The sequence below is a fragment of the Oceanibacterium hippocampi genome, from assembly GCF_900172325.1.
In the GTDB taxonomy this organism is placed as follows: domain Bacteria; phylum Pseudomonadota; class Alphaproteobacteria; order Sneathiellales; family Sneathiellaceae; genus Oceanibacterium; species Oceanibacterium hippocampi.
The window spans coordinates 1,383,634-1,396,628 of the sequence record NZ_FWFR01000001.1; the positions used below are offsets into that span (position 1 = coordinate 1,383,634).

Here is a 12,995-nt window from a genome sequence, read left to right on the forward strand (position 1 = left end):
CCTCGCGGGGCCCCGTCGCCGCCGAAGTTCAGGCGTTACCCCGCACCGCCTCCAGATAGCGCTGGAAATAAGCGATGAACGCCCGTTGCTGCGAGAGGTGGACCGAGAGCACGATCACGGTCATCAGCGCCAGGACCTGGGCGGTCGGTTCCGCGGCGATGAACTCGGCGACCGTCTGAAACTCGGCCATCAGCGCCGGATCGACCGGTATCCCGCGCATCCAGTAATGCATGGTGAGCATGAGTACGGCCCGGAAACGGGTGACCTGATAAGCGAGCGGGTCGACGAGGCCGGTTGCGAGAAGAATGTCGTAGGGGGTGATCGCGTAGGGATTGCTGCCCGTCAGCAGGGAGCGTGTCAGGCTCATCCAGTAGGCTGTGGCGACCACTTGGTCCGCGCGACCCGGCATGTCGGCGAACAACTCGTCGAGTTGATAGAGCTGCAGGACAACGACCGGCGCAACACCGCCCATGGTGTCCAGTCCGCCGCCACCGCCGCCGTCGCCACCGGCGCGCGGTTGCTGGGGCGCGATGACGACCAGTGCGAAGGCGAGCAGCGCGGCGATCGTGACTTTGCGGAACATGGCCTTTCCTCCCCTTTGATCGGGTCTCAGGATTGCGGCAGCGGCTCGGGCGGCGCGCCCTTGTCCATGTCGTCGAGCTTCATGCGCGGCGCCGCCTCGCCCGGCTTCCGGTAGGCGCCGAGATCGCAGCGCTCCTCGAGCCCGAGATTGTCCACGTAGTTGAAGGCGATCGGGGCGCCGATGGCGGGCGCGTAGATGATCCGGCTCGCCGACTTGTAGGGTCCGCGCTCGCGCTGCTCGAGGATGACATAGACCTCGACCTCGCCGACCGGGGCGTGGTCGACGCGGCCGGCCTTCTCGACCTGGAAGCTGTATTTCCAGTCGAGCACGGGCAGGCCGTTCGCCCGCTCGGGCACCGGCGCCGCGAACTTCTGGCCGACGGTAAGCGTCCGCAAACCCCCGAAATCGCCGGACGAGAAGAAGCCGCCGAGCTCGAACGTCATCTCGCGCCGGCCTTGCGCCGCCGTGCGCCGAAGTGCCACGGTCGAGCCGATCAGGTAGTAGGGCAGTTCGCGCCAGAAGGACTGGTCGCGGGTCCGTTCGCCGATGGTGATGATGTCGCCGTCCTCGGCCAGCACGTCCCATTGCAGGCTGCGCGTTTCGCCGCCGGAGGCCGTGCACTGGAAGTCATACTGGCTGCCGATCGCGGGCTTGTTCATGTTCGTCGAGGCCGCGGCCGGCGTCATAGACGGCCCGAGGCCGCAGGCAAGGCCCAGCGCGATGCCGAGCACAAGGACAGATCGGCGCCCGTTGCCGACCGATCCGCCGAAACCCGAACTGTCTCGTTTCCTCGACATCGTCAGCCCCCCGATCGATTACGGCCTCAACATATTAGGGAATTATGAAGTTCCGGGCCGCTGTCGTCAACACGGGCCCGGGCGCGCCGGCATTACCATCGACGTCATTGTCGCGGGACCGCCGCTCCGCTATTTCTGGGCGTGAACTGTCGCCGGCCGGCACGTGGCACGCGAGCGACGGACGACAGGCGGCGACGGCTCGACCGCGCCGCGGGGGAAGGGACGGACGAGGATGGCTGAGAGCATGGTCGCGGGCCGGGGCGGTTTCTTCTATGGCTGGATCGTTGTCGGCGCCGCTTTCATGGTGATGTTCGTCGGCTTCGGCGCGGCCTATTCCTTCGCCTCCTTCTTCGCCTCGCTCGAGGCGGAGTTCGGCGCGACGCGGGGCGACATCTCGCTGGTCTTCTCGATCGCCGGGTTCCTCTATTTCGGGCTCGGCGCGGTCTCCGGCCTGCTCGCCGACCGCTTCGGGCCGCGCATCGTCTGCCTGGCCGGCATGCTGATCACCGGCGCCGGACTGCTGCTCGCGGCTGTCGCGGTCGAACTGTGGCAGGTCTACCTGGGTTACGGTCTCGGCGTCGGCGTCGGTGTCGGTTTCGCCTATGTGCCGGCAATCGGCGCGGTGCAGCACTGGTTCACCGCGAAACGCGGCCTGGCCAGCGGCATCGCCGTCTCGGGCATCGGCGTCGGCACGCTGGTCGTGCCGAGCGTTGCGGCCGAACTGATCTCCTGGGCAGGCTGGCGCGACGCCTACATGCTGCTCGCCTTCGGTCCGCTGGTCATCGGCACGATCGCGGCCTGGCTCATTCACGGCCGCCCGGCCGATCGCGGCCTGGCCCCGGACGGCGGCCCGTCCCTGACGGCAGCGAAGGCGGCCGCCCCGGTTTACGGCCTGACGCTCGCCGAGGCGTCCCGGACCCGGCCCTTCTGGATCTTCTTCTTCGCCTTCGTGATCCTCTCGGTCGGGATCTTCATCCCCTTCGTCCACATGGTGCCCTACGCCATCGACCACGGTCTCTCGGTCGAGGACGGCGCGGCGCTGATCGGCCTGATCGGGGTCGGTTCGACGCTCGGCCGCTTCCTGCTCGGCGGTTTCGCGGATCGTTTCGGCCGCCGTCTCACGATGGCGGCGCTGTTCGCGGGCATGGGCGCCTGCTTCTTCATCTGGCTGGGCTCGGAGGGTTTCCTCGGGCTCGGGATCTTCGCGGCGCTGTTCGGCGCCTGCTACGGCGGCTTCGTCGCCCTCGCGCCGGCCGTCGCCGCCGACTATTTCGGCGCCCGGGCGGTTTCCTCGATCCTCGGCGTGCTCTATGCCGGGGTCGCCTTCGGCACGCTGATCGGGCCGCCCTTCGCCGGCTATGTCTTTGACTGGATGGCGAGCTATACCCTGCCGATCCTGCTCTCGGTCGCGGTCTCGGCGATTGCCACGGCGATGATCGCGCTGATGCCGGATGCGGCGCGCTGGCGGGCCGAACGGGAAGCCGCGGCGATCGAGGCGGCGGGCAGGGCCGGACGCTGAGGCGACGCCGCCGCTACTTGCGCCGCTTGTGCTCTTCCAGGCGGGGCAGCAGTTCGACGAAATTGCAGGGCCGGAAGCGATAATCGAGCTGATGCACGAGGATGTCGTCCCAGGCGTCCTTGCAGGCCCCGGGCGAGCCGGGCAGGGCGAACAGGAAGGTGCCGCCGGCGACCCCGGCGGTGGCCCGCGACTGGATCGTCGAGGTGCCGATCTTCTGGAAGCTCAGCATCCGGAACAGCTCGCCGAAGCCCGGAATCTCCTTCTCGTAAAGCGACTGGAAGACCTCCGGTGTGATGTCGCGGCCGGTGACCCCGGTGCCGCCGGTCGCCAGCACCACGTCGATGGCCGGATCGGCGATCCAGGCGGCGAGCGCCTCGCCGATTTCCTCGGCCTCGTCGTGCACGATCCGGCGGTCGGCGAGGACATGCCCCGCCGCCTCGATCCGGCCGACGAGGACGTCGCCGGAGCGGTCCTCGGCAAGGCTCCGGCTGTCGGAGACCGTCAGCACGGCGATGCGGACGGCAATGAAATCGCGGTTCTCGTCAATTCCCGGCATGGCTTGCAACCTCGGCGTCTTTGTCCAAGGCTACATAGCGCGGCCAGTCCCCTGCGGCCAGTGCGTCGAGCGACGGCACCGGTTGCCCGAACCGGAGCCGGTAGATCCAGAAGTTGGTGAGCACGCGTTCGACATAGTTGCGCGTCTCCCGGCCTGGGATCGATTCGATGAACAGCATCGGATCGTCGATCGATGGCGCGCGGCGGAGCCATTTCGCCAGGTTGCCGGGCCCGCCGTTATAGGCGACGACGAGCCGGATCAGGTCGCTGTCGACGATGTCCAGCGCCAGCAGATGATCGATGTAGCGTTCGCCGAGCGCCTGATTGTATTCCGGGTTCTCCAGTTTCCGGCGGTTGCCCCGGTGCTTCAGCGTCGGGTCGGCGGCCATCGCGCTCGCCGTCGCCGGCATGAGCTGCATCAGGCCGCGGGCGCCGGCATAGCTGCGGGCGGCCGGATCGAAGCCGGATTCCTGGCGCATGAAGGCATAGGTGAGCGCGCGGTCGACCAGGTGACCCTCGGACGGGGTCCAGCGCGGGATCGGGTAGAGCGCGGAGGCGTCGATCTCGCTGGTCCGTTGCCACAGGTCGAGGCCGATCCGCAGCGCCGCACCCGGCGCGTTGAGCTGTTCGGCGAGGCGGGCGAGCGAGAGCCGGACATCGGGCGGCGCGCCCGGGTACAGCCGGCGGATCTCCTGGCCGGCGAGCCGGTGTTCGCTGATCTCGGCAAGCGCGATGGCGCGTCGCGCACCGGCCATGCCGAGGATCTGCTCGGCCAGCGGAACGGGTTCCCCGTCGGCCCAGCGATAGGGCCAGTCGCGGCCCAGTTGGCGCATCGCGAGGATGCCGTAAAAGGTGTAGCGATAGGCCGCCGCGCGCTGGAGCAGGCCGGTGACCGAGGCCATGTCGCCGGTCCTGAGCGCGACTCGGGCCGCCCACCAGTAGCCGGCCGCGCGGTTCCAGTCGGTCGCCCGCGGGTTGTCGCCGAGGGTGCGGAAATGCTGCCCGGCACGTTCGATGCGGCCAAGCCGCCAGGCGGCGAGCCCGGCGGTCAGGCTGTTGGACGGCAGGTGGCGCGCCGCGCGTTCGGCCTGCAGGGCGAGCGCGAGGGCCTGCCGGTCGTCGCCCTTCAGGAAGTAGCCGAGGGCCACGCGCGCCGCCGCGCGATCCTGCTCGACCGTGTCGAACAAGGCCCGGAAATCTTTCCGTGCCAGGACCGCCTTCGCCCGCTCGGGTCGCCCGGCGCGGATTTCCGAGCGAATGCGGTCGCTCAGCTGCTGGCGCGTGCGACGGTCCGCCTTGCCGTGCCGCCTGGCCGACCGGTAGGTGAACGGCTCGTCCTGCAGATAGCCCGAGCCGCTGCCGGCCAGGTAACCGCCCTTGGGCGAAGGCAACGGTTTCCAGCCGTCGATCCGCCGCTCTCTTGCCAGCCGGTGGATCCGCTCGGCCCCGGGCAGGTCGCCATAGTCCCTCATCCACAGATGGAGCTCGGAATAGGGCGTCCGGTAACGCGGATGCATGTAGCGGATGAACAGCGCGTGGCCGAGCAGGATGCGGTCGTCGAGCTTCTCGATCAACGCGTCGGCGCGGCGCCAGTTTCCGGCCCGGGAGGCGGCGAAGATATCGCGATAGAGCGCCCGGTCGGCGTCGCCGAGAATCGGCGCGATCGCGGGCTCCTGCGTTTCGGATTCCGGAACGGCTGGCGTCGAGGCGAGTGCCGATGCGGGCTCGGCGAGCGAGAAGGCGAGGCAGAGCGCGAGCGCCGCCACGGCCGGTACGGCGCGCGCCAGGCGCCGGAACACCCCCTCGATCCGGTTCATGGGCAACGTTCTTAGCGGATAGGGGAGGGGCTGCCAAGCGCGCGGGCGGCGGCCACTCAGGCGGTGTCGGCGTCGAGGGCGTCGAGCCTTGCGCGGAGTTCCTGCAGATCGCGCCAGGCCTCGCGCTTTGAGGCCGGCTGGCGCAGCAGGAAGGCGGGATGGAACATCGGCAGGGCCGGGATGACCCGGTCGTCGCAGGGATAGTCGAACCAGCGGCCGCGCAGCCGGGTGATGCCGTCGGTGCGGCCGAGCAGGTTGCCGGCCGAGGTCGCCCCGGCAAGCACCAGGATCGCCGGGCGGACGATGGCGATGTGGCGGCGGATGAACGGCAGGCAAAGCTCGGTTTCCTGGGCCGACGGCTTGCGGTTTCCGGGCGGCCGCCACGGCAGGATATTGCTGATGTAGACGCTGGTCCGGTCGAGCCCGATGGCCGCCAGCATGCGGTCGAGAAGCTGTCCGGATTCGCCGACGAAGGGCACGCCCCGGCGATCCTCCTCGCGTCCGGGCGCCTCGCCGACCAGCATGACGCGGGCTTCCGGGTTACCGTCCGAGAAGACCAGGTTGGTCGCGGTATCGCGAAGTGCGCAACCGTCGAAGGCGGCGATCGCGGCGCGCAGCTCCTCCAGGGTCGTGCACTCGGCGACCTCGCGGGCGGCCCGGGCCTGGGCGGCGCTCTCGCTTTCCGGCATGCGCGGCGCGGGCCGGCTCTCGCGCAGCGGCGGCGCCGGCGCCCGACGCGGGGCGCGGTCTTCCGCCGGCCGCTGGGGCGATGACGGCTCAGGGACGGCGCCGGGATGCGTGCTCGGTTCCGGCTCTGCGAGCAGCCGATTCCGCGGCGTCTCGGCGATGGCCTCGTCGGCGCCGGCTTCGACCTGGAAACGGAGCAGGGCAAGCGGATCTGGTTGCGGTGTGGCCATGGCGGCAATCTAGTGCAATATCCGATCGACAGGAACCGTCGGCAGCGCCGGACCGATGCACCCGCGCAACGGGCCGGCGCGTGCCGGTATGCGGTGATGCAACATATTGTGCCGGTTGACGTTACGACGATGGTTGAAATTGCCGGCGCGGTGGCTAGGCTCCGGAACTGACGCTTGGCGCACTCCGCCGGGCAAGCTATTCGCCGCCGGGGCATGTATTCAGGGGAGATGCGCGAGATGGAACGAGACTCGATGCAATATGACGTGGTCATCGTTGGCGGTGGGCCGTCCGGCCTGTCGACGGCGATCAGACTGCGGCAACTGGCGATCGAGGCCGATCTCGACATCTCCGTCTGCGTGCTGGAGAAGGGTTCGGAAATCGGCGCCCATATCCTTTCCGGCGCGGTGCTCGAGCCGCGCGCGCTCAACGAGCTGTTCCCCGACTGGAAGGAGCGCGGCGCGCCGCTCAACACGCCGGTCGTCGAGGATCGCTTCTACTTCCTGACCAGGCCGAACAAGATCCGCTTCCCGAATTTCCTGTTGCCGAAACAGCTTCACAATCACGGCAACTACATCATCAGTCTCGGCAACCTGTGCCGCTGGCTCGGCCAGCAGGCCGAGGAACTCGGTGTCGAGATCTTCCCGGGCTTCGCGGCCGCCGAGGTGCTCTACAACGAGGATGGCAGCGTCAAGGGCGTCGCCACCGGGGACATGGGGATATCGCGGAGCGGCGAGCAGAAATCGACCTTCGAGCCCGGCGTCGAGCTGCATGCCAAGTACACGATCTTCGCGGAAGGCTGCCGGGGGTCGCTGACCAAGGGCCTGTTCGAGAAGTTCGGCCTCCGCGAGAATGCCGATCCGCAGACCTACGGGATCGGCATCAAGGAACTCTGGGAAATCGATCCGGCGAAGCACAAGCAGGGCCTGGTCGTGCATTCCTTCGGCTATCCGATGGACACGTCGACATACGGCGGCGCCTTCATGTATCACTTGGAGGACAACCAGGTGTCGATCGGCCTGGTGGTCGCGCTCGACTACCAGAACCCGCACCTGTCGCCGTTCGACGAGTTCCAGCGGCTCAAGAATCACCCGGCCTTCCGCGAGTTCCTGGAAGGCGGCAAGCGTATCGCCTACGGCGCCCGGGCGCTGAACGAGGGCGGCTACCAGTCGATCCCGGAACTGGTCTTCCCTGGCGGCGCGCTGGTCGGCTGCACCGCCGGCTTCCTGAACGTGCCGAAGATCAAGGGCAACCACACGGCGATGAAGTCCGGCATGCTGGCGGCCGAGAGCCTGTTCGAGGCGCTTCGGGAGAACCACGAGGCGCCGGTGCCGGTACTTGCCGACTATCCCGAGCGGCTGAAGAACTCCTGGGTCTACGAGGAACTCTACAAGGTCCGCAACGTGCGCCCGGCCTATCGCTGGGGCCTGCTCGCCGGGACCCTCTATTCCGGCCTCGACCTGAAGATCTTCCGCGGCGCGGCGCCCTGGACGCTGCACCATCACGCCGATCACGAGACGCTGCGCAAGGCGTCGGAATGCCCGAAGATCGATTATCCGAAGCCGGACGGCGTGGTGACCTTCGACAAGCCGTCGTCGGTGTTCCTCTCCAATACCAATCACGAGGAAGACCAGCCGGTCCATCTGACCCTGAAGGACCCGTCGGTGCCGATCGCGATCAACCTGGCGGAATACGACGCGCCGGAGCAGCGTTACTGCCCGGCCGGGGTCTACGAGATCGTGCGCGACGACAACGGGGACAATCCGCGCCTGCAGATCAACGCGCAGAACTGCGTGCACTGCAAGACCTGCGACATCAAGGATCCGACACAGAATATCAACTGGGTCGTGCCGGAGGGCGGGGGCGGGCCGAACTACCCGAACATGTAACGGGTGTCACCTTTTCTTGACCGTCTTGCGGGCCTACTTCTTATACCGGGCCGGGCGATGTAAGCTCGAGATCCCGAGCGCCGCGGGATTCTTCCGCGACCGTTGATCTTTCAAGGAGCGCACGCGACGTGACGATGGGCTGGGCGAAGAGCATTCTGGCGCGGAAGGTCTGTCTCGCCGCGGCCGGGCTGCTGATCCTGAGCGGCTGCGCGGCAACCGAGCAGACCACCACCCGCGCGTCGGCCGGTGGCGCCGACGCCTCCGGCGCGCGCGCGGTCCTGCTCGCGAACGCGACGGCAACGCTGTCGGGTGACTATCTGGCCGGCAACCTGGCCCGTTCGGAGCGGGATACCGACGCGGCGGCGCAATTCTATCTGCGCGCGCTCGACCGCGATCCGGACGATCTCATCCTGCTGCAGAGCGCCTTCGTGGCGCTGCTCGCCGACGGTCGCATCGGCGACGCGCTGCCGCTTGCCGACCGGGTCCGCTCGATCGGCCGGCTGTCGCAACTGGCCGGCGTCGTGATGGCCACGAACGCGATTCATGACGGCCGCTTCGATGCCGCCGTCGCGGCCCTCGCCGGTGCCCCCGATACCGGCTTCAATGGCCTTCTGTCGCCGCTGATCCGGGCGTGGGCCGAGGCCGGCCGCGGCGATTTCGATGCCGCGCTCGACAATCTCGGAGCGCTGGACAAGCAGAGCGCCTTCGCGCCCTTCCGCGACTACCACGCGGCGCTGATCAACCAGCTTGCCGGCCGGAACGATGCTGCTGCAATTGCCTACGAGGCGACGATGGCGAGCCGGGCCGGCCGCTCGGTCCGGGTGGTCGAGAGCTACGGGGCGTTCCTGCGCCTGCAGGGCCAGGCCGACGCGGCGCGCGAGGTCTACCAGGAATATCTCGACAGCGTGCCGGACAACCCGGCGATCAACCAGGCGCTGGCGCGGCTCGACGCGGGCCAGCCGCCGACCGGGCAGATCACCGCCGCCGCCGCCGGTGCCGCCGAGGCGCTTTATGGCAGCGCCAGCGTTCTCGCCCAGGACAGCGCCTCCGATGCGGCCGCGATGTATCTGCAGCTGGCGCTCTACCTGCGTCCGGACTTCCCGATCGGCCAGACCCTGCTCGGCGACATCATGGAGGCGAACGAGCGCTGGCAGGCGGCGATTGATGCCTACCAGGGCATCGCCGCGAGCTCGCCCTACAGCCGCAACGCGCGCATCCGGACCGCCTGGGCGCTTGCCAAGCTGGACCGTTCGGAGGAGGCGGCCGCGGCGCTCAGCCAGTTGGCCGCGGACGATCCGAAGGAGACCGACGCGCTCGTCACGCTGGCCGACATCTATCGCTCGGACGAGCGTTTCGCCGATGCCGCCGCCGCCTACGGGGCGGCGATCGCGCGCCTGCCGTCCGTCGAGGAGCGCCACTGGACGCTGTTCTATGCCCGCGGCATCGCCCTCGAGCGCTCGGGCGAGTGGGACGCGGCCGAGCTCGATTTCCTCAAGGCGCTGGAACTCAAGCACGACCATCCGCTGGTGCTCAACTATCTCGGCTATTCCTGGATTGACAAGGGCGTCAACATCGAGCGGGCGCGGGCGATGATCGAGCGCGCGGTCGAGCAGCGGCCGAACGACGGCTACATCGTCGACAGCCTGGGCTGGGCGCTGTTCCGGCTCGGCAAGTACGAAGAGGCGGTGGTCCATCTGGAGCGCGCGGTCGAACTCCGGCCGGAGGATCCGGTGATCAACGATCATCTTGGCGATGCGCTCTGGCGGGTCGGCCGCCATCTCGAGGCGCGCTTCCAGTGGCGGCGGGCGCTCTGGCTCGGACCGGAAAAGGCCGACATCCCCGCGATTGAAAAGAAGCTGGAAAATGGACTTCAGCCGGACTCGCCCCGCAATGCCGCGACCGCCAACTCGGCCGGGTGAGACGGAACCCGTTCCGGCGCGACGCGTCCGCCACGCCCCTGCCAAGATCAATCTCTACCTGCAGGTGACCGGCCGCCGTCCTGACGGCTACCACCTGCTCGACAGCCTCGTCGTGTTCGCCGGTGCCGGCGCCGCCGACCGGATCCGCGTCGAGGCGGCCCCCGACCTCGCCTTCGCCGTCGAGGGGCCGTTCGCGGCCGCCGTACCGGCCGGCCCCGACAATCTCGTCATGCGTGCGGCCGCGCGCCTCCGGCAACGTTTCGGCATCGCGGCGGGCGCCCGGATCACGCTCGACAAGGCATTGCCGGTCGCCGCCGGGATCGGTGGCGGCTCCGCCGACGCGGCGGCCGCGCTGTCGCTTCTTTCCGAACTCTGGGCTATCCCGACGGATGATCCGGCCTTCGCCGCGCTCGCCCTCGAACTCGGCGCCGACGTCCCGGTCTGCCTTGCCGGGCGGCCGACCCTGATGCGCGGTATCGGCGACCATCTCCGCGATGCCCCGCCGCTGCCGGCCTTCGACATCCTGCTCGCCAATGACGGCGGGGCGCTGCTCACCGCCGACGTCTTCCGCGCCCTCGACGGCCGCTTCGCGGCCGCGCCGCCGGCCTTGCCCGCGATCCCCGACTTCATGGGGCTGGTCACCGTGCTCGCCGCCCGGCGAAACGACCTGGAAGCACCGGCGCTGGCCCTCCGCCCGGCCCTCGGTGCGGTGCTGGAGGCGCTTCGCGGGCTGGACGGAGCGGCGCTCGCTCGCATGTCCGGCAGCGGCGGCACCTGCTACGCGATCCTGCCGCCGGGTGCCGGACCCGGGGCTGCCGCGACCCTTGCCGCTCGTCGGCCCGGCTGGTGGATCGCCACCGACCGGGTGGGCGGGCAATGAGCGCGCGTCCGGCGAGGGCGCTCCTCGCCGTCATCGTCGCCCTGCTGATCCTGCCGCTCGGCGGCTGTGCCGGGAACGATTGGCTCGACGGCGGCTGGTTCGACGACACCCCGGACCTGGAGCGGACCTGGCGCGGCGCGGTCGTCGCCCTGCCGGTGGCCGCGAACGGTGAAACCGAACTGCGCCGGAACGACGAGGCGGCGATTGCCCGGGACCTCGCCCGTCTCGACCCGGCGGCCCGCTGGCCGGTCATCGTCTTCCTGCATGGCTGCACCGGGATCGGCAATTACCCGTTCCTGCTCTCGCTTGCCGAACTCGGCTACGTGGTGGTCGCGCCCGACAGCATGGCGCGCCGGTTCCGGCCGCTGCAATGCGATCCGCGGACCGAAACCGGCGGGTTCAATCTCTATGTCTATGAATTCCGCCTCGCCGAGGTGGCGCTCGCGGTGCAGGAACTGAAGCGGCAGAAATGGGTCGATCCGGCCAATCTCTATCTCGTCGGGGTCAGCGAGGGCGGGGTCGCGGCGGCGCTCTACCGCGGCGACGAGTTCCGCGCCCGGGTGATCGCGCAATGGACCTGCCAGGGGGCGCCGCACGTGCGCGGCATCGCCGCGCCGCCGGAAAGCGCCATTCTCGCCGTCGTGTCGAGCGACGATCCCTGGTACGACCGGCAGCGCGGCGACTGCGGGAGCTACATGGGCGCGCGGCCGGGCTCCCAGTCGCTGGTGGTGCAGAACAGCCGCAATCACGACGTCCTGATCGAACCGGCGGTGCAACGCCGCGTGGTCGAGTTCCTGGAAAGCCAGCGCCGCGCCGTGGTCCGCTACTAGGGCGCATCGGGCGGTTTGAATCAGGCCGGATTTGCACTAGTCTGGCGGCGAATTTCGGGGACAGGACCGATGCGGCAGGCAGGGCGGAACGGCACGACATGGCGGCGGCGGGGACTCGCGCTGGCGCTTGCAGCGTCGGTCGCGGTCATTGCCCTGCGGGGCGGCGATGCGGCCGCCTCCGATGTCGCGCTGTCGGACAATCGCGGGGTGCGGAATTACCTCGCCACCGTCGAGCGCCTTGCCGGCGACGCCCGGCGCTACGATGCGCCGCTTGGCGACGGTCGGGCCGAACTGGCCATCGACGGGCGCGATTCCGCCTTTTCCTTCGCCAATGACGGCGACCGCGACGACGGCCTCGCCGGGGCGGGGCTCGGGCTTTACGGGCTCTACCAGATGCTGGGCGGCGAGCCGGTCGACGCGACGCTCTATTTCCGCCGGGAGGGGGAGCGTTACTACGTCGGCCTCGACCGCGTCGGCGGGCGCTGGTTCGACAGTTTCGAGGACGCCCAGGGCTACATGCTGAAGCTCCTGATCGGACGCTCCGGCCAGGTTCCGCCGGCGGTCCGCGACGCGGTCGCGGCGACCGCCTCGAACAGTTTCGCCGCCTTGCTCGGCGCCGCCAGCACCGCGATCGTCGCCAGCCGCCGGTTCCTGGCCCGTGGCGCGACGACGACGATGCTGCTGTCCGGTGCCGAGATCGGCGCCGACGGCCGGACGCCCACGGTGCTCGCCCCGCCCGGCGTCGAGGTGCTGTCCGTCCGCCTGCTCGGCGAGGGCCGCATCGCGGTCGACGTGCGGATCGGCGACGGCGCGCCCGAAGGGCCGATCACGCTGCGCGTCTTTCCCGCCGATCACAGCTTCACCGCGGCGGCCGAGTACGAAGTCCACGTCGTCGGTTCGGGCCGGCCGCCGGTCGAGAAGGCCGCCGATCCGGAGACCGAGACACCGGCCAGTGCCCGGTCGATCGCCATCGGCGAGCCGGTCCGGGGCGAGATCGCCGGGGCCGGACAGAGCGGGCTCTATGCGGTCGTTGTCGAGCAGACCGGCCGCCTGAGCCTGACCACCGAGGGGGCGACCGACGTCACGCTCAGCCTGGTCAGCGAAGGCGGCGAGGTGCTGGCACGGGACGACGACGGCGGGGCATGGTACAACGCCGCCCTGACCAGCGAACCGTTGCAGCCCGGCATCTATTATGTCCGGGTCGAGCATTGCTGTGCCGGAACCGGCGCTTTCGAACTGAAGTCCTCGTTCCGCCTCGAGGAGGCCGCGACGAACTAGCCGGGCGGGCGCG

Annotated in this window: 11 protein-coding genes; 6 read left to right on the plus strand and 5 right to left on the minus strand. The window is 69.4% G+C overall.

Annotated features, from left to right (window positions below; genetic code table 11):
• Nucleotides 1-28: 28 nt before the first annotated feature.
• Complete coding sequence (locus OCH7691_RS06530) at nt 29-583, minus strand: hypothetical protein (RefSeq protein ID WP_085882548.1); 555 nt, start codon at nt 581-583, stop codon at nt 29-31.
• Between the two features lie 26 nt (nt 584-609).
• Nucleotides 610-1,380, minus strand: coding sequence for a hypothetical protein (locus tag OCH7691_RS06535; protein ID WP_139839555.1), 771 nt, complete (start codon nt 1,378-1,380; stop codon nt 610-612).
• A 232-nt stretch (nt 1,381-1,612) separates the two neighbouring features.
• Here OCH7691_RS06535 and OCH7691_RS06545 point away from each other — a divergent pair, with 232 nt between their 5' ends.
• A complete protein-coding gene (locus tag OCH7691_RS06545) occupies nt 1,613-2,899 on the plus strand; it encodes an MFS transporter (protein ID WP_217807834.1) in 1,287 nt (428 codons plus the stop codon).
• Between the two features lie 13 nt (nt 2,900-2,912).
• Here OCH7691_RS06545 and moaB read toward each other — a convergent pair whose 3' ends face one another.
• The 3 genes from moaB to OCH7691_RS06560 are packed head-to-tail and all read right to left on the minus strand — an operon-like array spanning nt 2,913 to nt 6,188.
• Nucleotides 2,913-3,455 carry a molybdenum cofactor biosynthesis protein B gene (gene moaB, locus OCH7691_RS06550; RefSeq protein WP_085882552.1) on the minus strand — a complete coding sequence of 181 codons (543 nt, stop codon included), beginning with the start codon at nt 3,453-3,455 and terminating at the stop codon, nt 2,913-2,915.
• Complete coding sequence (locus OCH7691_RS06555) at nt 3,442-5,271, minus strand: lytic transglycosylase domain-containing protein (protein ID WP_085882553.1); 1,830 nt, start codon at nt 5,269-5,271, stop codon at nt 3,442-3,444. The genes moaB and OCH7691_RS06555 overlap by 14 nt, the downstream gene beginning before the upstream one ends.
• A gap of 56 nt (nt 5,272-5,327) precedes the next feature.
• Entirely contained in the window at nt 5,328-6,188 is an 861-nt protein-coding gene (locus OCH7691_RS06560) for a uracil-DNA glycosylase (protein ID WP_085882554.1), read from the minus strand.
• Between the two features lie 237 nt (nt 6,189-6,425).
• Between OCH7691_RS06560 and OCH7691_RS06565 the strand changes: the two genes are divergently transcribed.
• The 5 genes from OCH7691_RS06565 (at nt 6,426) to OCH7691_RS06585 (ending at nt 12,982) form a co-directional block, all read left to right on the plus strand.
• On the plus strand, nt 6,426-8,075 hold the full coding sequence (locus OCH7691_RS06565; RefSeq protein WP_085883541.1) for an electron transfer flavoprotein-ubiquinone oxidoreductase: 1,650 nt from the start codon (nt 6,426-6,428) through the stop codon (nt 8,073-8,075).
• 134 nt (nt 8,076-8,209) lie between these two features.
• Nucleotides 8,210-9,994 (plus strand): tetratricopeptide repeat protein, encoded by a 1,785-nt coding sequence (locus tag OCH7691_RS06570; protein ID WP_085882555.1) that lies wholly within the window; start codon nt 8,210-8,212, stop codon nt 9,992-9,994.
• On the plus strand, nt 9,966-10,874 hold the full coding sequence (locus tag OCH7691_RS06575; protein WP_085882556.1) for a 4-(cytidine 5'-diphospho)-2-C-methyl-D-erythritol kinase: 909 nt from the start codon (nt 9,966-9,968) through the stop codon (nt 10,872-10,874). Before OCH7691_RS06570 ends, OCH7691_RS06575 begins: the two co-directional genes overlap by 29 nt.
• The gene (locus OCH7691_RS06580) at nt 10,871-11,704 is read left to right on the plus strand and encodes a dienelactone hydrolase family protein (RefSeq protein WP_085882557.1); all 834 of its coding nucleotides are present in this window, start codon (nt 10,871-10,873) and stop codon (nt 11,702-11,704) included. Before OCH7691_RS06575 ends, OCH7691_RS06580 begins: the two co-directional genes overlap by 4 nt.
• Nucleotides 11,705-11,773: 69 nt before the next feature.
• On the plus strand, nt 11,774-12,982 hold the full coding sequence (locus OCH7691_RS06585; RefSeq protein WP_085882558.1) for a COG1361 family protein: 1,209 nt from the start codon (nt 11,774-11,776) through the stop codon (nt 12,980-12,982).
• The last annotated feature ends 13 nt before the right edge of the window (nt 12,983-12,995 follow it).